The 21,370-nt window shown below is 43.0% G+C and carries 16 protein-coding genes and 1 tRNA gene; 7 read left to right on the forward strand and 10 right to left on the reverse strand.

Annotated features, from left to right (window positions below):
- Window positions 1-133 precede the first annotated feature (133 nt).
- Window positions 134-1,540 (reverse strand): sugar transferase, encoded by a 1,407-nt coding sequence (locus tag BLS65_RS07070; RefSeq protein ID WP_170830026.1) that lies wholly within the window; start codon window positions 1,538-1,540, stop codon window positions 134-136.
- Between the two features lie 182 nt (window positions 1,541-1,722).
- Window positions 1,723-2,520 carry a hypothetical protein gene (locus BLS65_RS07075; protein ID WP_092437373.1) on the reverse strand — a complete coding sequence of 266 codons (798 nt, stop codon included), beginning with the start codon at window positions 2,518-2,520 and terminating at the stop codon, window positions 1,723-1,725.
- A 126-nt stretch (window positions 2,521-2,646) separates the two neighbouring features.
- On the opposite strand from BLS65_RS07075, the gene BLS65_RS07080 reads away from it, so the two are divergent.
- The 5 genes from BLS65_RS07080 to BLS65_RS07100 all read left to right on the forward strand — a co-directional run bounded on the left by BLS65_RS07080 (window position 2,647) and on the right by BLS65_RS07100 (window position 8,760).
- Complete coding sequence (locus tag BLS65_RS07080) at window positions 2,647-3,336, forward strand: protein-L-isoaspartate(D-aspartate) O-methyltransferase (RefSeq protein WP_244500672.1); 690 nt, start codon at window positions 2,647-2,649, stop codon at window positions 3,334-3,336.
- Between the two features lie 12 nt (window positions 3,337-3,348).
- Window positions 3,349-3,996 carry an MBL fold metallo-hydrolase gene (locus BLS65_RS07085; protein ID WP_092437377.1) on the forward strand — a complete coding sequence of 216 codons (648 nt, stop codon included), beginning with the start codon at window positions 3,349-3,351 and terminating at the stop codon, window positions 3,994-3,996.
- Window positions 3,997-4,118: 122 nt separating this feature from the next.
- Window positions 4,119-6,986: an aminomethyl-transferring glycine dehydrogenase gene (gcvP, locus tag BLS65_RS07090; RefSeq protein WP_092437379.1), complete on the forward strand. Its 2,868-nt coding sequence runs from the start codon at window positions 4,119-4,121 to the stop codon at window positions 6,984-6,986.
- A 194-nt stretch (window positions 6,987-7,180) separates the two neighbouring features.
- Window positions 7,181-8,446, forward strand: a complete 1,266-nt coding sequence (locus BLS65_RS07095) for an arginine deiminase (RefSeq protein WP_092437381.1) — start codon at window positions 7,181-7,183, stop codon at window positions 8,444-8,446.
- A gap of 122 nt (window positions 8,447-8,568) precedes the next feature.
- A complete protein-coding gene (locus BLS65_RS07100) occupies window positions 8,569-8,760 on the forward strand; it encodes a YgaP family membrane protein (protein WP_092437383.1) in 192 nt (63 codons plus the stop codon).
- Window positions 8,761-8,828: 68 nt separating this feature from the next.
- Here BLS65_RS07100 and sucC read toward each other — a convergent pair whose 3' ends face one another.
- A complete protein-coding gene (gene sucC, locus BLS65_RS07105) occupies window positions 8,829-10,013 on the reverse strand; it encodes an ADP-forming succinate--CoA ligase subunit beta (protein WP_092437385.1) in 1,185 nt (394 codons plus the stop codon).
- Window positions 10,014-10,104: 91 nt separating this feature from the next.
- Here sucC and BLS65_RS07110 point away from each other — a divergent pair, with 91 nt between their 5' ends.
- Window positions 10,105-10,635 (forward strand): RNA methyltransferase, encoded by a 531-nt coding sequence (locus tag BLS65_RS07110; RefSeq protein ID WP_170830027.1) that lies wholly within the window; start codon window positions 10,105-10,107, stop codon window positions 10,633-10,635.
- A 134-nt stretch (window positions 10,636-10,769) separates the two neighbouring features.
- Here BLS65_RS07110 and BLS65_RS07115 read toward each other — a convergent pair whose 3' ends face one another.
- The 7 genes from BLS65_RS07115 to BLS65_RS07145 all read right to left on the reverse strand — a co-directional run bounded on the left by BLS65_RS07115 (window position 10,770) and on the right by BLS65_RS07145 (window position 20,425).
- A complete protein-coding gene (locus tag BLS65_RS07115; protein ID WP_092437389.1) occupies window positions 10,770-12,488 on the reverse strand; it encodes a tetratricopeptide repeat protein in 1,719 nt (572 codons plus the stop codon).
- A 76-nt stretch (window positions 12,489-12,564) separates the two neighbouring features.
- Complete coding sequence (locus BLS65_RS07120) at window positions 12,565-13,203, reverse strand: deoxynucleoside kinase (protein ID WP_092437392.1); 639 nt, start codon at window positions 13,201-13,203, stop codon at window positions 12,565-12,567.
- A 55-nt stretch (window positions 13,204-13,258) separates the two neighbouring features.
- Window positions 13,259-15,370 (reverse strand): prolyl oligopeptidase family serine peptidase, encoded by a 2,112-nt coding sequence (locus tag BLS65_RS07125; RefSeq protein WP_092437394.1) that lies wholly within the window; start codon window positions 15,368-15,370, stop codon window positions 13,259-13,261.
- A 163-nt stretch (window positions 15,371-15,533) separates the two neighbouring features.
- Window positions 15,534-17,675 carry a polyribonucleotide nucleotidyltransferase gene (locus BLS65_RS07130; protein WP_170830028.1) on the reverse strand — a complete coding sequence of 714 codons (2,142 nt, stop codon included), beginning with the start codon at window positions 17,673-17,675 and terminating at the stop codon, window positions 15,534-15,536.
- A 111-nt stretch (window positions 17,676-17,786) separates the two neighbouring features.
- The gene (gene rpsO / locus BLS65_RS07135) at window positions 17,787-18,059 is read right to left on the reverse strand and encodes a 30S ribosomal protein S15 (protein ID WP_092437398.1); all 273 of its coding nucleotides are present in this window, start codon (window positions 18,057-18,059) and stop codon (window positions 17,787-17,789) included.
- A 105-nt stretch (window positions 18,060-18,164) separates the two neighbouring features.
- Complete coding sequence (locus BLS65_RS07140; RefSeq protein WP_170830029.1) at window positions 18,165-19,076, reverse strand: SDR family oxidoreductase; 912 nt, start codon at window positions 19,074-19,076, stop codon at window positions 18,165-18,167.
- Window positions 19,077-19,150: 74 nt separating this feature from the next.
- Window positions 19,151-20,425 (reverse strand): DUF2851 family protein, encoded by a 1,275-nt coding sequence (locus BLS65_RS07145; protein WP_092437402.1) that lies wholly within the window; start codon window positions 20,423-20,425, stop codon window positions 19,151-19,153.
- Between the two features lie 98 nt (window positions 20,426-20,523).
- Between BLS65_RS07145 and BLS65_RS07150 the strand changes: the two genes are divergently transcribed.
- Window positions 20,524-20,598, forward strand: a tRNA-Pro gene (locus tag BLS65_RS07150).
- Window positions 20,599-21,370 lie beyond the last annotated feature (772 nt).

The following is a 21,370-nucleotide window of genomic DNA, read 5'->3' on the forward strand; positions in this document are numbered from 1 at the left end:
CCAGTTGGCTAGTAATTTGATTTCACAATTTGAAAAAAAAATTGAAAAACCCTGCGCAGTCGATAGACTCCCAATCAATTTCGACAGGAAAGGGCCAATATACCAACCAATCGAAGTAATTCCCTTGGGGTAACTATATTCCCCGTCCCCGAAAAACGGTAATTAACGTGTATATGATTATTCGAAGGTCGACCAGCAGCGACATATTCTCGAGGTATAACAAATCGTATTTTAACCGTTCTACCATCTGGTCCACACTCTCGGCATAACCATACTTAACCTGCCCCCAGGAGGTTATTCCCGGCTTAACCTTTTGCAGATGTAAATAGTGTGGGGCTATTTTTACTATCTGATCAATGTAAAACTGTCGTTCGGGTCTCGGCCCCACAAGAGACATATCACCTTTCAGCACATTTATAAAGTTGGGCAGTTCATCGATTCGGGTTTTCCGCATAAACCTGCCAAACGGAGTTACGCGAGCATCGCTTTTACTACTCAAAGCGGGGCCGTGCTTCTCAGAATCCAAGCACATACTCCGAAACTTAATCAGCACAAATGGTTTTCCGTAACGACCAATACGTTCCTGAGTAAAAAACACGGGTCCTCTTGAAGTAAGTTTTATAATAGTGGAAACAATTAATCCGAAGGGAAGTAGAGCAAAAATGGCTAAAAAAGAAACTACAAAATCGAGGATAAACTTGAACATCTCCTGCCATGCGGGCATAAGACGGTGGTTTACGAGAATGAGAGGAGTACCCATAATAGAACTCATCTTCACTTTTCCCGTCAAAAAATCGTAGAGGCTTGGGATTACCTTTACCTCCACCCGCTTCCCGTAAAGGTCGTTTATGGCCCGTTGGATTCGCTGTGTCTCCTTATGCGAAAGGGCAATAATTACCTCATCAACACCAGAGCGATCAATCACATCAGATAGCTCATTGAGCGTTCCCAAACAAGGCAGAAAATCTGACAACTTACTCTCTTTCGCCGTTATAGCAACATAGCCTATAAATAATTGTCCCTGAGGAATTTCAAACCCCTCAATCTCATGGTAAAGAGCCTCTGCTTCGGATCCATCACCTACAATAATAGTTTTAAAACCCAGACGTTTATTCCTAATTTGATATATCACAAATGAGTTTATGATTAACCGAGGAGTATAGGTGAAAGCAAACTGGATCCCCAACAGCATACCAAAAGTAAGGTAGAATTCGCGAGCGCTACCGACAAAGTCCCCAAGGATTAAAATAAAGAATAGAATAATCGATCCTAAAATGACCTGACCAACCGTTTGGAAAAAATCGTTAATGCGCGATCGTCGAAATACATCTGTGTAAAACCCGGTAAGAATGTATAGAAGTATCCAGAAAATGGTTACAAACGCTAGGCTGTATAAAAAGTTGGAGTTACATATTTCTATAAACGAAAGGTGCTCACCTCTAAGGTGACTAACCCTAACAAAATAAAATGTACACCACGCACCAATTGCCGATAAACAATCAAAGAGAAGATAGTTAAAGAGGAGAAGCGTTCGTTTCACTACAAGGGCATTTAAAGTAAGGATACAACCGGCTTAACCAAAACAGGCAAATAGAATTAGGCCCTAATGCGCCGTTTTCTCCACAAGAGCAAAAGAAATTTGAAGAGAATCACAAAAATCTGAATTTGTTGTGATGCCCAAACAAATATCTTATTGGGAATGCAAAAGTAACAATTTAAGGTTTAGGCAAGTGCTAAATGAACCTTCATTTCAGAATAAATGCGGATAACTTGTGAGATTGTATCTAACTCCACTACAGAATATCTTCGGGTCGGTGCACTGCAAAGATCAACGAGATGAGAAAGTTGTTGTTCCCTCGACTGAGTGTTTTTAACTACAAAACTTTGTTCAGTTGACCCAAATTTATAGGAACCGAAACTACCAATAAACTGAAAGTCCAAAGAATTCCGACTAGTATTAGTGCCGATGCTGATGGAGATTAGGGAAGTATTCTCAAACTCTAAGTGAAAACCCATGAAAACAGATGAGTTTGACTGGTGTCCACTCGAAACATATCGAACACGTTTTACCGAAAAAGGCACTGCGCTTAACGCACAAGATATTACCTCCAAACAGTAATTTCGCCAAGCGTCTCCGTCTGGAATATCTGCGATTTCGAGAAAGATATTTCCTACCAGAGGAGAACACCCAATCTCAGATGGCAGCTTTAATTCCATTGGCAATCGAGGTATCACAAATACCCCTGCCTCCTCAGCCAGTAATGAGAGGTGGCTTAACTCCGATTGGCTCAAATCAAATGGAGAGTTCAAATAGAGATGAAAACCACGCCTTACAAGATTGCTTAAATCGACGAAGGAAGTTTCCTGTATCGTGTCAATAAATACGGCACCTTGCGAAACATAAGTGGAGGGCAAGTCCGCGATGGAAGCAATGAAAAAGCAATCGAAACCAGATTGAGCAGCATACGCCTTTACCCATTCTACGTTATTCCTGTCCCCGATTACAAAAAGAGTTATCATTTGCTATTCTATCTTGCACAAACTTAACCATTCACAACTGATCCTAGTCATTTCGTCACTATTACTTATCAACCTTTGGGTGTTAATAACTCGAACAGCCCATCGGTAGTGATAATAATCTGAAGAATGGTTCTTATCTTTGCTCAGAGAAACAGAGAAATGACAAACCAAAAACTTTCCGACACATATCGACATAAGGGGCTACGTCAAAAGTTGATGGAGGAACTCCGCAAAAAAGGCATTTACGACGAAGCAGTTCTTACTGCAATAAACACGGTACCTCGACACTACTTTATGGAGAGTAGTTTTCTTGAATTTGCCTATCGCGATCAAGCGTTCCCAATTGGAGCAAGTCAAACAATATCGCAACCCTATACCGTGGCCTTTCAAACAGAACTGCTTCAAGTAAATAGGCACGCAAAAGTTTTGGAAGTCGGGACAGGATCGGGCTACCAAACCGCAATTCTCTGCGAGTTGGGTGCGAAAGTTTTCACTATTGAGCGGCAGCGCGAACTCTTTACAAAGTCGCAGCAGTTGCTAGGCCAAATGGGATACAAGCCGCACTTTTTCTTCGGCGATGGATACAAAGGCAAGTCCGCCTATGGTCCGTTTCAAAGAATACTGGTTACAGCAGGCGCCCCATGCATCCCAAGCGACCTGATTGATCAGCTAGCTGAAGGTGGACGAATGGTGATTCCAGTAGGAGACAACCAAGTGCAAACCATGACGCTGATAGTAAAGAACAATGGAAAAATTGAGACTACTGAACATGGAACATTCATATTTGTTCCTTTGCTAAAAGGAACCGACGGATAATTAATTACAGCTATGATACACATACACCGATTCATTTTCAATCCCTTTCAACAGAATACCTACTTATTGTATCCCGACACAAAGGAGTGTGCAATTGTAGATCCGGGCTGCTACACCCAAGAGGAACGCGACGAATTAGTAGCATTTATCGAATCCAACGAACTAAAGCCAACCTTACTTCTGAATACGCATTGCCATGTAGATCACGTTCTTGGAAATGCATTTATTAAAGGGAAGTATAACCTTAAACTGATGGCCCACAAGAATGAGGTTGAACTATTGCAATTGGCCGTTGAGCACGGATACATGTATGGATTTACAGTAGATACTCCTCCTCCAATCGATACGTTTATTGAGGATGGCCAAGTCATTAACCTTGGAAAAAGCGAAATTCTAGCGCTATATGTTCCTGGCCATAGCGCCGGCAGCCTTGCATTTGTCTGCAAAGAGGAGAAGATTGTTCTTACAGGCGATGTTTTGTTTGCTGGTAGTATTGGCCGAACCGATTTGCTTGGAGGCGATTACGATCAACTAATAAACAGCATCAAGTCAAAGCTGATGCCACTTGGCGATGAGTTTCTAGTACTCTCGGGTCATGGTCCACGAACATCTATTGGAACAGAAGCACTTGGCAACCCCTTCCTCGAGGATAAGTTGTAGTATTCAAAACATACTCAAGAACATGATTTTTCATGATCACAATCGTATGCAATCAAGTTTCTTCTTGCTAATTTTACCCAATAAAATAAACCTCATCCATTAACGCTCAATAAACTAAACCAATGGCTACAGATAGTTTTGTTTCCCGCCATAACGGACCTCGCGAAAGTGAAATCGCTTATATGCTAAAGCAAATTGGCGTATCCTCCATTGAGGAGCTAATTGACCAAACCGTTCCAAAACCAATACGGTTGCCAAAACCAATTGCAATTTCGGAGGGCATATCCGAATATGAGTTTTATAAGAAGATTAAAGCCATTGCAGCCAAGAACAAGATTTTCCGTTCGTTTATTGGTATGGGCTATTATGGCACGGCTACCCCGGCTGTAATTTTAAGGAATATATTTGAGAACCCTAGCTGGTATACATCCTACACCCCATACCAAGCTGAGATCTCACAAGGCCGTTTGGAGGCGCTCATTAACTTCCAAACCATGGTTATGGATTTAACAGGCATGGAAATTGCCAACTGCTCTCTACTGGACGAAGCAACTGCCGCCGCAGAGGCCATGCTCATGATGCATGGGCTGCGTTCGAGGGCTGCCGTTAAGGAAGGGAAAAACACCCTGTTTGTGGATGAGAATATTTTCCCTCAAACACTCGACGTTATCCTAACCAGAGCAGAACCTGCCGGTATCGAAGTTCAACTTGGGAAATATAGCGAAGCAGAACTTGGATCGAGCGTATTTGGTGCCATTGTTCAATACCCTGCCGCCAACGGCGAAATTATCGACTATACCCAGTTTACCGAAGATGCACACAAACAGGAAATTCTGGTTACTGCTATTGCCGACATTCTTAGCTTAGCCATTATAAAAGCTCCTGCCGAATGGGGTGCTGATATTGCAGTGGGATCGACCCAACGATTTGGCGTTCCTATGGGATTTGGTGGTCCTCACGCCGGATACCTTGCTACAAGAGACGCCTACAAACGTCAAATGCCAGGACGTATTATTGGAGTATCCATTGATAGTGCAGGCAACAAGGCACTTCGGATGGCCCTTCAAACCCGCGAACAGCATATCAAACGCGAAAAAGCAACATCCAACATCTGTACAGCTCAAGCCTTACTAGCAACAATGGCAGGCATGTATGCCGTATACCACGGTCAGGAAGGCATTAAGCGTATTGCCAATCATACTCACAATCATGCAGCTCTTGCTGCGGATAAACTAGAGAAGTTAGGCTTTAAGATTACAACAAAGAACTTCTTCGATACCATTGAGATCACACTTCCAGTAGGCATTAAAGCAGAAGACATTCGGAAGATTGCCCTCGAAAAGGAGATTAACTTCTTTTACAAGGCCGATGATAAAGTGCAGATGAGTTTCGACGAGGTTGTAACCCTCGAAGAGATTAACTCCATTGCTGAAATTTTTGCAAAGGCGGCTAAAAAGAGTGCAGAAAAGGCAACCAAGGTAGAAACTAAAGTTGTGTTCGAACCCAAGTTCGCAAGAACCTCCAGCTTCCTATCGGAAAAGGTGTTTAACCACTACCACTCCGAGACCGAAATGATGCGCTACATCAAGAAACTCGAAAGAAAAGACATCTCCCTTACTCATAGCATGATTTCACTTGGCTCTTGCACCATGAAGTTGAATGCAGCAGTGGAGATGCTTCCCTTAAGTTGGTCGGAATTTGGTGCAATACATCCATTTGTTCCATCCAATCAGGCCGAAGGTTACCTTGAACTGATTAAGGAACTAGAGCAAGACTTAGCTATTATCACTGGTTTCCACGCCGTTTCGCTTCAACCTAACTCCGGTGCAGCAGGCGAATATGCAGGACTCATGGTTATTCGTCAATACCATATCCATCGCAGTGAAGGACACCGCAACGTAGCCATTATCCCAACCTCGGCACACGGAACCAATCCTGCCAGCGCAGCGATGGCCGGAATGGATATTGTACTTGTGGCTTGCGATAGTAAAGGAAATATTGATGTAGAGGACCTCCGTCAAAAAGCGGAAGAACATAAAAACGACCTTGCCTGCTTTATGGTGACCTACCCATCCACCCACGGTATTTTCGAAGGCCGAATAAAGGAGATGATGGATATTGTTCATAAAAATGGCGGATTAGTATACATGGACGGTGCAAACATGAATGCACAGGTAGGTATTACCAACCCCGGCTTTATCGGCGCAGACGTTTGCCATCTAAACCTTCACAAGACCTTTGCTATTCCTCACGGAGGTGGCGGTCCCGGCGTTGGCCCAATTGCGGTAGCCAAACACCTTGCAGAATTCCTGCCCTCTCACTCCCTAGTTAAAACTGGCGGTGAAAATGGTATTATGGCTGTGAGTGCCGCTCCGTTTGGCAGCGCAAGCGTGCTCCCAATCACCTACGGCTACATTAAGATGCTTGGCGCCGACGGTCTTCGCAAAGCCACCGAAATGGCTATTGTAAACGCAAACTACCTTGCAGCCCGCTTGCAAGGACACTATACCATTCTCTACAAGGGAGAAATGGGCCGTGTAGGACACGAAATGATTCTCGATGCTCAAAACTTCAAGAAAGAGTATGATGCTGATGCAACCGATATATCTAAACGTCTTATGGATTATGGTTTCCATGCACCTACCCTCTCCTTCCCAGTTCATGATACACTAATGATTGAGCCAACCGAGAGCGAATCGCTTCAAGAACTCGATAGGTTTATCGAAACCATGATTGCTATCAAAGGTGAACTTGAGGAAATTAAATCAGGCAAGGCAGACAAAGAAGACAACGTGCTTAAGAATGCACCACATACTGCGCTAGAAATAACCGCCGATGAGTGGAAGCACCCTTACAGTAGAACTAAAGCTGCTTACCCACTAGCATGGATTGCCGAAAATAAGTTTTGGCCAGCAGTTGCCCGTGTCGACAATGGATATGGTGACCGGAACTTGATTTGCACTTGTGCTCCACTGGATAGTTATAAGTAGATATTCGATTCATAATTATAAAAGAGGAAGGGAGAAACCCCTTCCTCTTTGTGTTTTAGCTAGAAAAACAGAACCGTTTAAGAGTATTTCGCCTTAATGCTATTAAACAGAGAAAGGCTATGCAAATTAGTTTTTCTTAATCAACTCATTGTTATAAATTTGCCAATCAAAACCTAACCTAACAAAATACCACTATGGACAGCAGGGTCGACATTAACGTATGCTCCGAAATAGGCCAACTCGAAGGAGTAATCCTTCATACTCCTGGAGCCGAGGTAGAGAATATGACCCCAAAGAATGCCCAACGCGCTCTTTATAGCGACATTCTTAACCTAGCAGTTGCCCGCAAAGAATACGCTCAACTTTCGGGTGTTCTTTCGAAGGTTTGCAAAACCTATCAAATAGCGGATTTACTCACCAACGTGCTCGTCAACGAAAAGTCGAAGGAGTTGGTAATTGATCAAATATGCCACCTAGAAAACACATACTCCATAAAGGATGAATTACTGGATCTTACTCCTAAAGAACTGGCTCGTCAACTAATTGAGGGCGTTATCCTAAAACGAAATAACTTAACGAAGTTCCTATCGAAGGAGCGCTTTTCATCGAGCCCCCTTTATAACTTCTACTTTACCCGCGACGCCTCAATTTCACTATTAAATGAGGTCTTGATCTCAAAAATGGCGAACCAGGTTAGGCAGCGCGAGGCACTCATAATGCAGGCCATCTTTAATCTCTCGGGAAACTTTAACGCCCACACCATCGATCCCCTCAAAGTGGAAGATAGCAAGCCTATCTTTATTGAAGGTGGTGATGTACTCATTGCCCGGGAAGATATCCTGCTTATCGGAAACGGCACGAGAACTTCATCGCAGGGTATCGACTTCATATTGGATCATCTTCTGTCCCAGAAGGATCAAAAAAAGCGCTATATCCTAGTTCAAGAACTACCGGAGTCACCCGAGTCGTTCATTCACCTCGACATGGTATTTACCTTTCTCGACGTGGATAAGTGCATGGTATTTGAGCCACTAATTCTACAACCCAACAAATACCAAACGGTACAAATCACCATCGAGAATGGTAAGGTTTTAAACATAAAAAATGTTGAAAATCTTGTAGTAGCACTGAAGGATCTTGGTATGGACCTAAAGCCGGTATACTGTGGCGGCAAAAAAGATCAATGGACTCAAGAGCGGGAACAGTGGCATAGCGGAGCAAACTTTTTTGCCATTGCCCCGGGCAAGGTAATCGGTTATGCTCGGAATATCTACACCATGGAGGAGATGAACAAGAATGGCTTTGAAATTATCAGGGCCAAGGATGTGCTCACCGACAGGATCAGCTTAACCGATTATGAGCGTTATGTCATTACTATTGATGGATCTGAATTACCGCGAGGCGGTGGAGGGGCACGCTGCATGACCATGCCGGTTAGAAGGAAACCAGTAATATGGTAGTTGCAAGTTGAGGATATTGATGCAATATTTCTGTAAGCCAAACAGTTACATCGACAAAACATCAAGCACATGAACTTTTCATTTGCCAAACTGTTTTAAGGTAAAACTAATACAACTGGTGTATGAAAAAGAACGTTGGAATGATCGACAAAGTAGTTCGTATTGTGATTGGTGTTGCAATTCTTGCCGCAGGAGTTTACTACCAGAATTGGTGGGGACTTGTAGGAATCATTCCTTTGGCTACAGCCTTTACAGGTTCCTGTGGGTTATATGGACTTATCGGGGTTTCTACGTGTAAAACAGAAAAAAAATAATCATTAAAGGGAAGTCTGGAAATAGAAAAAGCTCGCTTAGCGAGCTTTTTCTGTTTGTGTAGCGGGCTTTATACTACCGATTTTACCAAGTCGGAAGCCTCCTTGAGCGTTATTGCAGAATGAACCTTTAACCCCGATTTATCAATTAAAGCCTTCCCCTCCTCTGCATTGGTTCCTTGAAGTCTTACAATTACAGGGACTCGAATATTTCCGATGGCTTTGTAAGCATCCACTACGCCCTGAGCCACCCTGTCGCATCTTACAATCCCACCAAATATGTTTATCAGAATCGCTTTCACATGAGGATCTTTTAGAATAATCCGGAAACCGGCCTCCACCGTCCGCGCGTTAGCTCCACCGCCTACATCGAGGAAGTTAGCGGGATTTCCGCCAGCCAACTTAATAATATCCATTGTTGCCATCGCAAGACCAGCGCCATTGACCATACAGCCAACATTGCCGTCGAGTTTTACGAAGTTAAGGTTGTATTCACTTGCTTCCACTTCCGTGGGATCTTCCTCGTCCTTATCGCGCAAGTCATTGTATTCAAAGTGGCGAAATAGGGCGTTTTCATCTAAACTCACCTTTGCATCAACAGCCAAGATAAGATCGTCGGAAGTCTTTACTACCGGATTAATTTCGAGTAGCGATGCATCCATACTCAGAAATGCTTTGGCCAGCGAATCGACAAAGCGAACCATGTTCTGGAAGGCCTTCCCTTCAAGTCCAAGGTTAAAGGCAATTTTACGGGCCTGAAACGGCTGTAAACCTAAGGGATGAATTATCTCTTTAAATATATCCTCAGGGGTATTTTCGGCAACGGCCTCAATATCCATTCCGCCTTGTGGCGAATAAACTAATACATAACGACCCGAAACCCTATCAAGCAACAAACTCATGTAAAACTCCTGCACTGCCGAATCACCAGGATAGTAAACGTTCTGTCCAACCAGCACACTCCTAACCAATTTTCCTACCGGTCCTGTTTGTGGGGTAACTAGAGTCATACCAATTATGTCATTGGCAAATTCCGTAACCTCCATCAGAGACGACGCCAACTTAACGCCTCCACCCTTACCTCTTCCTCCAGCATGAATCTGAGCCTTTACAACCCACTTGTTGGTACCGGTGACCGCTCGAATCTCCTCTGCAGCCTTCTCGGCCATTGTGGCTTTTGTAACATGCCGTTCCTCCGGAATGGGTACACCATACCTTTTTAGTATGTCCTTTGCTTGGTACTCGTGAATGTTCATAGTTTAACCGTTTACAAAGTAAATATTGACTCTTAAGATACTGAATATTGAGGGGTGTAAGCTACCTTTGCTGTTCAACATGAGAAATAAAATGCGTAAACTTACAATCAAAGAGTTAAACAGACCAAGTCTAGAAGAGTTCAAAAAGACGGAAAAAATTGGTTTAGTCATTATATTAGACAATATACGAAGCCTAAATAATATTGGCTCTGTATTCCGGACCTCCGATGCTTTTCTGGTTGAAAAGGTTTTCCTCTGTGGAATTTCCACGCCTCCGCCCCACCCAGAGATTCACAAAACAGCCCTAGGAGCCGAAGATTCGGTCGAATGGGAATACTGTACAAGTCCAATGGATGCCATTTCAAGACTTAGCGAGGAGGGTTGGACCATTGTTGGGATTGAGCAAGTAGAGAAAAGCATTATGCTTGGGGAGTTCATCCCTGATAAGGGTAAAAAGTATGCTCTTATACTCGGAAACGAGGTAAAGGGCGTAATGCAGGAAGCTATTGACCAATGCGATTTTTGCCTTGAGATACCACAGCAGGGAACCAAGCATTCTCTAAACATCTCCGTGAGCGCAGGAATTGTGATTTGGCACTTTTACAGCAGAATGATGGAGTAAGTTTCATGGCAGCGAAAAGGTAGAAACTACTTCACCAATATGATTTTCATCTTTACTGATTAAGAATCGGAGCTGAATAACTCCATAAAAAAAGGGAACCCGAGGGTTCCCTTTTCTATATCATATCAAAACGATTATTGAACTAAAGCCTTGAAAGCTTCGTTTTGAAGGAAACTACTAAATTCCATATCCTTCATTGCATAAGCCTTAAGAGAAGCATCCTTACCAACAGCGGTGCGAAGATTGTTAAGAACTTCAACTTCTACACCTTGACGAGCAGCAATAACTGCCTTTAGGTAAAAAGCCTTTCCAGTGTCAACCTTATCCAAGATTTTCTTAGCTTCCTCACCCTTGTTAACAAGGTAAAGACCTAGTCCTTGGTTGAAGGATTCAGAACCACCGAAATAATCGGTTGCTGGCTCATACTTGCCCTTCATAATGCTGATGATTCCGAGGTTGTAACGAACTTCCTTACCAGCATCTACTGCTTCAACGAAGAGTTTTTCAGCTTCGTTTACGTTGCCTTCGATAAGAAGAACAGCGCCCATATTGTTTTTCACAACAGAGTTGTCCTTGTTAATTGCCAATCCCTTTTCGAATTGAGATTTAGCTTCAGCCATATTGCCATTGTTGAAAGCAACAACACCAAGATTATTGAAAGCGCGAATATCTGTAGGGAACTTTTCAGCAGCCTTCTTGTAGATAGCAATTTGTTGATCCTTATTGTCTACAACCTTAGCAGCATAGTGAAGTTCCTCTAGGCTGAGCGAATCCAAAGTGTTAGCAGCAGCTAAAGCTTTAAAATCTGCATCGTTACGACCTTCGGTGCTTACTTCAGCAGCAAATTTAGCACGGCGAAGTAAAGGAAGAACGGTTTCAGCAATTTGAGTATAGGTCTTCGAAATGTTCTTGATTTCTTTCTCACGAACGATAGGATCGCTATACATGGTAAGAACTCTTAATACCAATTCCTTATCTTGAATAGAAGATTTCTCCATTAGAGATTTAAATCCATCCCAATCCTCAGAGGTAGTTTGAACATTAACGATGCTATCAACACCCTTGATTTTTGATTTCTTAAAGAATTCTTTCATGAACTTCTGTGAAGAAGCTCCACGTCCTTTAGAAAGTTTCTCATTCATATCAAGAGGGCCATCAGGAGAAGCGTAAGCAGAAATACCAATTTGCTTAACCTTCTTGGTGCTATCCTTTAGGGAAGCAGCAATATAGTCTTGTATTGTCTTGATTTCGTCTTTCTTCAATTCTTTTGCACGAACAACATCTTTGCTCATTTCGAAAAGAATTTCAGCCATCTTTTGATCGGAAGTGTTCATGACGTAACTGTCTTGAACCATCTTGATCACCTTAGGATCAACTACAACCAACTTGTAGGTTGCGATAACGCCATCAGCAATCTTGTTGTCACCCCAAGAAATGTTCTTGTCGCCAACAATAAGTTTTTTCCTCATTTCAAGAGTAGCTGAACGCATCTCCATTTTGAAAGGGATCTTAACGGTTTGGGTATAGCTTCCACCTGCTTCGAAACGAATTACAGTGTTAGTGCCACCCTTTACAGACTCCCCTTGAAGCATCTTAGACTCGCAAACAAACTCACCACCATCATACTTCAAGACAGGGGTAAATTCAACGGTTGCTTTCTTGTGGAAATACTTTGCAGGAAAGGTAACGGTGATAGTAGCCTCAATAGTATCGGCTTTAGCAACCAGAACTTCAGGTGTAGCCTTCATCGACATTTGAGCTTCAAGCTCCTTCATCTTTTCTGGGCTGGAGCAGCTGCTAAGCGCGATTGCACTAAAGCTGATCACAACAAGATTTAACCAGATTTTTTTCATACTCTATTTTTTTTTGATTGGTTTGTGCGTTATACACTAATAACACTTTGCTAGTGATCAAAAATACAAAAAAAAACTATAACAATACCCTATTTATTCCTATAGAATATTTTTTGTCGAAGATAATATGCCTCAATAGTTCAAAATGTTCAGGATTTGCAACAAAATCAACATTTTGAGATTCAATTACAAGAAACTTGTAGTCAGGGTGTTGTCTAAAGAAACTAAAGTATCCCTCTTGAATTTTTTCAAGATACTCCCCCTTTATCGTCTGCTCAAAATCGCGTCCGCGCCGGGCAATGTTTTTGAGCAAATTTTCTACCGGCAAGTGTAAATATACATACAAATCGGGTTTTGGGAGGGTTTTATATATTATTTCGAATATTTGAGAGAAAAGTTTAAACTCATCATCAGCCAAGGTGGTCTTAGCAAAGATAACGCACTTCATAAAGAAATAGTCGGAAATGGTTACGTTATGGAACAAATCTTGGTGACGCAACTCCTTGTTTAGTTGATTGTAGCGTTCTGCAAGGAATGATAGTTCCAAAGGAAAAGAGTATCGCTCCTGATCCTCATAGAATTTTGGCAGAAACGGATTGTCGGCAAACTGTTCAAGAAATAGGCGAGCCTCAATATTTTGAGCAAGCATAGTGGCCAGTGTAGTTTTTCCTGCACCTATATTGCCCTCAACTACAATATAATTCAATTGATCCATAAAAAAATAGGGGTTGGAAAATCCAACCCCTAAAGTAATTAAAATGGTGAGTCTTTTACTGCTTCGGCGTTATATCCATGTTATAAAAAATGAACGAGTAGATATCTGCCATCTCCTCAATAACAAAAGAGGTTGGTTTTCCTCCACCGTGACCAGCTCGGGTTTGTATACGAATAAGTGCAGGGTTGCTGCTACCACTTTGCTTATCTTGTAGTGTAGCAATATACTTGAAGGAATGAGCGGGTACCACGCGATCGTCATGGTCGGCAGTAGTAACAAGCACCGCAGGATATTTTACATCGTCCCGAATGTTGTGCAGAGGCGAATAGCGGTAAAGATTCTCAAATTGTAAGGAATCATCACTCGAGCCAAAGTCGCCAGTCCATGCCCATCCAATGGTGAACTTTTGGAAGCGAAGCATATCCATAACACCCACTTCAGGAATGGCTACTTTAAATAGGTCGGGGCGTTGATTGATTACCGCACCCACAAGCAAACCTCCGTTACTTCCACCCATAATGGCGAGTCGTTGCGGATTGGTATACTTTTTCTCAATAAGAAATTCGGCAGCAGCAATAAAATCGTCGAATACATTCTGTTTATTCAGTTTTGTTCCTGCCTTATGCCAGTTCTCTCCATACTCGCCACCGCCACGTATATTGGCAACAACGTATATGCCACCATTTTCAAGCCAAGCAATTCGACTTACCGAAAACGAAGGGGTCAGGCTTATATTAAACCCGCCATAACCATATAGCAAGGTGGGGTTATTTCCATCGAGTTTGATCCCCTTTTTGTGAACCAGGAACATAGGAATCTTTGTACCGTCCTTGCTGGGGTAAAATATCTGTTCAACCTCAAATTGAGTAAGATCAGTTTTAACATCGGGGCGGAATATTTCAGTTGCAATGCCCTTCCTGAGGTTATATTTGAAAATTGTGGAAGGATAGTTAAAGGAGGTAAAAGCATAGTAGCCTATGGTATCGTTTCTCTCGGCGTTGAAACCGGAAACTGTTCCAAAAGTTGGGAGTTTTATCTCGCTAATCATTTCGCCCTTGAGGCTATACAACCCAATAATACTATGTGCGTCTTGAATGTAGTTACAGATTAACTTGTTATCGGAGTATGTCACATTCTCTAGAACATCACGTTTTTCAGCAATAATTTCCCTCCAGTTCCCAACATCCACAGCCCTAACATTAATACCAACTAACCTGTACTTAGGTGCCTTAAAATTGGTAAGTACAATAAGGTTATCATCCAAATGGTCAATAACACGGTATTCAAACTCAAACCCGATGGTAAGTTGAACAAAATCTTCGTTACGCTGCAGGTTTTTTATCATTAAACTATTCCCACTGCTCGATTCCGAGAGGTAGAGAATTAAATACTTCTCGTCGTCGGTTACCTGTGTGGTAAAGTTGCGTTTAGGATTCGATGGGTCTTGATAAACGATCTCATCCAGAGCCTGACTTGTTCCAACCTTATGGTAGTAAACCTTGTGGTTCTCGTTTATGTTGGTAAGTTGGCTGCCCGAAAGTGGACCATCGTAACGGCTGTAATAGAAGCCATTCTTAAACCAAGAAATGGCCGAAAACTTCACCCATTTAATCTCATCCATGAGGAGTTCGCCGGTCGCTATATTTTTCACATAGATGGTTCTCCAGTCCGAACCGCCATCAGCAATGGCATAGGCTAAATACTTACCATCCTTAGAAATACTGTATTCATCGAGAGATATAGTTCCATCCTCGGAAAGCTTATTTGGGTCAAGCAGCACTTTGGGAGTGCCCACATCACCATCCTGCATATACAATATGCTTTGGTTTTCCAAGCCGCTATTACGACTATAGAATAGTCGATTGCCACGACGCGAGGGAACATCCATCTTGGCAAAGTTCCACACCTTAGTCAGGTTTGCTTTTAGCGATTCGCGGAAAGGGATTTTAGCCAGATAATCGTTCGTAACTGCGTTTTCGGCCTTAACCCACTCTTCGACCTCGGCCGAACGATCATCTTCGAGCCATCGGTAAGGGTCACTGACCTTCACACCAAAATAGTTATCTACTTGGTCAACCTTCTTCGTTTCAGGATACTTCACGCTATTAAAATTGCAGGAAGTGAAAACCAGCATTAGCGCCGCTACTATCAGCGAAACTCTTTTCATATGCGGATTGTTTATGTTATGCTACACAAAAATACAAATATGTTTTGGTTTTTTAGCTTTCATTCTCATTTAAGAGCCTAACATAAAAAAAAAGGAGGTAAAAACCTCCTTTTCTTTAAAACTATATCGAAATTAATTCTTTCTCTGCATCATTTCTCGGCAGTTATTCTGCTGGTTTTGCAGGAGCCTCAGGTTTTGGAAGGAGTGCTTTTCTTGATAGTCTCAACTTTCCTGTTTTAGGATCGACTTCAATAAGTTTCACTTCAATCTCTTGACCTTCCTTGAGAACATCCTCAACTGCATTCACCTTCTTGTGATCAATTTCGGAGATGTGGAGCAAACCATCCTTACCGGGCATAATTTCAACAAAAGCACCAAAAGCTAGAATTGATTTCACCTTACCCTTGTAGATTTCGCCTACTTCAGGAACAGCAACGATACCCTTAATCCAGCGCATTGCAGCGGCTAGAGCCTCCTTGTTTTCACCAAATACAGATACCTTACCACGACCTTCAATTTCTTCAATGGTGATAACTGTTGCAGTTTCCCTTTGAATCTCTTGAATTACCTTTCCACCAGGGCCAATGAGTGGTCCAATCATCTCCTTCGGAATAGAGATAACCTCGATTCTTGGAACATGAGGCTTATACTCTTCTCTTGGCTTGTCCATGGTTTCCATGATTTTCCCGAGGATGTGCATCCGGCCTTCCTTAGCTTGCGCCAATGCCTTTGCCATAACCTCGTAGGAAAGTCCGTCAACCTTTATATCCATTTGGGTGGCTGTGATACCATCCTTGGTTCCGGTAACCTTAAAGTCCATATCGCCAAGGTGATCTTCGTCTCCGAGAATATCGGAAAGAACCGCCCAACGACCTGTTGCAGTATCAGAAATGAGTCCCATCGCGATTCCAGAAACCGGTTTCTTGATTTTCACACCAGCATCCATAAGAGCCAATGTTCCGGCGCATACCGTAGCCATCGACGAAGAGCCGTTCGATTCAAGGATGTCGGAAACAATGCGGATGGCATATGGATTATCGACACCTTGAGGAATCATATTCTTGAGAGCACGGAAAGCAAGGTTTCCGTGTCCGATTTCTCTCCGGCTAAGACCACGTGATGCCTTAGCATCGCCAGTGGAGAAAGGAGGAAAGTTATAGTGTAGAACAAATTTCTCTGTTCCTTTATTTAATACCTCATCAATAACCTTTTCGTCGAGTTTGGTTCCAAGTGTTACCGTTGTCAACGATTGTGTTTCGCCACGAGTAAAGATAGCAGAACCGTGAGCGGCAGGAAGGTAATCAACCTCGCTCCAGATTGGGCGAATTTGATCGGTCTTGCGGCCATCGAGACGGATTTTGTCGTCTAGAATCATATTACGCATCGCGTCCTTTTCTACCTGGTGGTAGTAACGATCGATAAGCGATTTCTTTGCAGTGCGCTCCTCTTCGGACAGGGTAAGAATATACTCTTCCTTAACCAAACCGAATGCATCGGAACGTTCGTGCTTAGCAGAACTACCTTTACAAATAGCGTATATCTTATCGTAACAGAACTTGTGAATAGCAACCTTGAGTGGCTCATCGTTCACTTCGTGCGAGTATGTGCGCTTAACTTGCTTACCAACTAATTCGGTGAGTTCGATTTGAGCTTGACAGTGAATCTTAATAGCTTCGTGAGCAATCTTGATAGCCTCGAGCATATCATCCTCCGAAACCTCCTTCATCTCGCCCTCTACCATAAGAATATTGTCCATGGTAGCAGCAACAGTAAGGTCGATATCCGAAAGCTTGTTTTGAGTAGCAGTAGGATTCACGATGAATTTACCATCCACACGTCCAATTCGAACTTCGGAGATTGGTCCGTGGAAAGGAATATCGGAAACGGCAAGTGCTGCAGAGGCAGCAAGGCCAGCTAATGGTTCAGGAAGAATATCTCTATCGGCAGAGATGAGCTGAACGGTTACAAAAACCTCAGCATGGTAATCGTCGGGGAATAGCGGACGAAGCGCTCTATCGATCAGTCGGCAAACTAGAATTTCGGAATCGGATGGACGACCTTCACGTTTGAGAAAGCCACCAGGAAACCTACCGGTAGAAGCATACTTTTCTTTATACTCAACCGAAAGCGGCATAAAATCCACATCGGGCTTTGCATCTTTGGCAGCAGTAACAGCAGCGAGAAGCATGGTGTTACCCATCTTAACCACAACGGAACCATCGGCTTGCTTGGCAAGTTTTCCGGTTTCTATCTCAATGGTTCTACCATCACCTAGGTCGATTATTTTTTTAAAGGCTTTATACATCTTACACAAAATACTGGTGAAAGTTCGATTGTCTATAAAAAACGATATTTCCATGCTAACGGCATGGAAATTCGCAAAAATAGGCAATTACAAGAATTGCCCATTTCGTTTTTATTTACGCAGATTCAATGTTTTTACAATCGCACGATATCTCTCAATATCAGTGTCCATGAGATAGTTCAAGTGCCTACGGCGCTTGCTAACTAATTTCAACAAAGAACGCTGAGTGCCATAGTCCTTACGATGTACTTTTAGGTGCTCAGTAAGGTGGCTAATCCTGCTAGAGAAGAGAGCAATCTGGCTTTCTGAAGAACCTGTATCAGTGATCGAAGTCCCGTAAGTCTTGAAAATGTCTTGCTTCTGTTCAGCTGTAAGATAATTCATAACTTTTCAACAATTAAATTTCCCGCTTAAAGTTCGGCAAAGGTAGAAGTTTTTTTTTATTTCCAACATCTTCACCCAAAAAAAATTCTAGCAGATTAAAGGACTCTAGCATATTATATGCTTATCGATCTGACTCTTAACCAACATAAGCCCATCTAATAATGTTGTTGGGCTATAACCTAGAATAGTTCGCGCCTTAGATATATCAAATCCAGTATTCAGTGGTCGAACTGCTTTTTCATCCATTTCGAAAGAAGATACCGGAATAATCAATTGAGGATCAAGACAAAACACGCTAGCTGCCTGAATAGCGAATTCATAGTTGGTAAGTCCTTCTTGGCCGGCAATATGAAAAAGACCCGAATGACCTTCAATGCCAATCTTTATGGATATGTTGGCCAAATCCTCTACCAAAGTGGGGGTTCGAAACTGGTCGTTGGGGACACGATACTCCTTCCCCGCCTCCAGCGCAGCCTTTACCCGCAAAATAAAATTGGAACGGGTAAGGGTAGCCAGAAAGCCGTATACCGAAACGGTGCGCACAATGGCATAGGAGTCGGCATAGGCATTCACCACCTTTTCGCTCTCCCACTTAGTAAAGCCGTAGTAGTTTACAGGATCGGGAGCATCCTCCTCGGTGAGATATGGCTTGCATCCATTAAACACAAAATCGGTAGAGAAGTGAACCAAATGAGCCCCGTAAAGGGTGGATAGCTCCGCGATATTTCGTGCTCCGTCAACATTTACCAGCAAAGCCAACTCCTTGTTCATGACGCACACATCGGGACTGGCAATGGCTGCTGTATTGAATACTATATCAGGTCTTACCTTCAAGAAAAGCCGGCGTAACTCCTCCCGTTTGGTGATATCTACATTAGAAAAAGGATAGGCCAAATGGTTCAACCTATTTTCGCTCGAGGAGCAGAGAAAAACATCCTTTTCACCCTTTCCATGAAGCATATAAGCTATTTTTTGGCCTACAAAACTATTACTGCCAACAATCAGGATTCTTGCCAATTTTCTGTTTTTTTGGGTTCTACCGAAAGAACCGATTCTGTCCCAATCTACTAGGATGAAATCAATGCTCTAAGTTACGCTTTTTTTGTGAGCAGCGTTGCTCCGATCCTACAGTAGAGACATTTTTTTGGTACGCAATAGCCCTTGTAAAGTTGCAGTAACGCCTGTGAATCGAGGGCGTTGGTGGCTGGAATTCCCAAACTTTTCCACTGCTTGATAATAGCATTGTTTTCGGGATCGAGCTTCTCGAGCGCAGTGAGACATAGTTGCTGACCAACCTCATTGCCCATGCTCTTATTAAAGGCATACAGCACGGGAATAAAAGCGTTCAGAATAACCAAAAGAACCACCTCCTTCCCTAGCCCAACCTTTCGCTGCGGCGAGGGATGATTAAACGTGTAATGGGCGCGCCAGTATGATGAAGGGGCGGTGGTAAGAATCTTCGGCAGCTGCTCTACATGGTTGATATTACCCAACCGAGCAAGTAGCGGGAATTCAAAGAACGACAGCGCTGCCAGCTGTGCAATGCGCACGGTTGGAAAGTTGGGAGGCCTTGTTCGGGCAAACTTCCATACAGCTCCATCCATAGGCTTTAGGCCTAACTTATGGCTCAAATAGGCATACTCCTTTTTAATCCGGAGGAAATAGCTGTCACCATCGTCCTCGGCCAGCAAGCCAGCCTGTCCAAACAGGAGCGCCTCCGCTTGGGTAAGGGTGGTGCAATGGCGGCGAATAAGTGCCAACGGGGCTGCCTTTGCAAGCATCTCGAAAGGAAGGGAATTGAGCGAAGTGCCCAAACTCCGGGCAAGATAGCGGTAGAGGGTCTCCTCCCAGTCGCCATGCAGCTGCTCCACCAGCAGGTTAACAGCATTGATGCGCGTTTCCAAGCGCTCTGCGGCAAGGGCGTCGAGCCAACTCTTTATTGAGAGGATGCTCACATCGTTGATAAATGGGGCGCAAGGTATTTTCGAGTCGGAGTATTGCAGCTGCCAGAAACGCTGCATCAGGTAATCGTCCACCTCCACAACAAGGGTTTCCAACTCCCTGCCTTCGAGAGTATAAACGTTACGCTTATACTCGGTAACCACGTGCAGGATTACGTTGTTGTATGCCCTATCGGTATGGTGCCCATGTCGTTCCCAATAGGACGAATCGGTGTGGATCTCCACATTCCCAGCCCATAGCACGCCATCGAGCTTGATTTTGGCATTGAAGAAATCCGGGCCGGCATCGGAATTGATCTCTCCGGGAGAAACGATTTCGACGATTTTCCCCGATATGGTTTTGAGCGGAATGGAGGTGAAAAGCCTATATTTCCAAAGGAATTTCACCAGATCTTCGGTAATCATGGCTCACGCAAGTTTGGAAAGCAACAAGTTACAAAAAAAAGAATTACGGCAGAATACCCAACTGCATATTTTTGTAATCTTGTATTCCGATAACAATTCGGGGTGTAGCGCAGTCCGGTTAGCGCGCCACGTTCGGGACGTAGAGGCCGTGGATTCGAATCCCGCCACCCCGACATAATATAACCTAGGGCGCGAGTCGTTTCTCCTAATGAGAAATAACAGAATACTCTGCTCTGAAAATACAACTTTTTCAACGCAATAAGGAATACAGCAACTCCATTTGCGCTCATTTACTGAGTATTACAAAACAGCGAGACTAAAAAACATGCCATTAATTATATCAAATCACTAATATTGAGCGCTATGGGAATGTGTCAAATTATATTATGCGCTCATTTAATGGATATTATAACACAATCAGCGTATTAATAATACCACAAAATATAGCAAACTACTGATATTGAGCGATAAAGAAATAGACCAAAATTCACTTAACGCTCATTTACTGCACCTTACTCATATTCTAATAGGATAACAAACAGGTCAACTTCCTTATATAGCTAATAATGAACGCTATACATCCAATTGTCGGTCACATGATTTCCATTGAAGTAAGTAATACGACGTATTACAGCAGAATCAAGCGTTGATAAACCTGTATTGTTCGGACTTATGAGGGGAGTGAAAATAGCGGAAATCATGTGTTCTATGTGTTCGAAACATCACATTAACCTATTTTGCAGCGCATTCCATCGAGCACATAGTTTTTTGAGTAGAACACATAAGAGGAGTAGGGAATAAAGAGACAATCTCCCGAGGATGAAGTGCAACCCTAACAAACACAGAGCAACGATTAAATCATGACCCCATACAGCGGCAAAAACCTGCAAAAAGGCTTCTGTTACGGTGGTAAGTTGCTATGAAATTATAAGCATGTGGCCAAAG

It is taken from the genome of Williamwhitmania taraxaci, assembly GCF_900096565.1.
Taxonomy (GTDB): domain Bacteria; phylum Bacteroidota; class Bacteroidia; order Bacteroidales; family Williamwhitmaniaceae; genus Williamwhitmania; species Williamwhitmania taraxaci.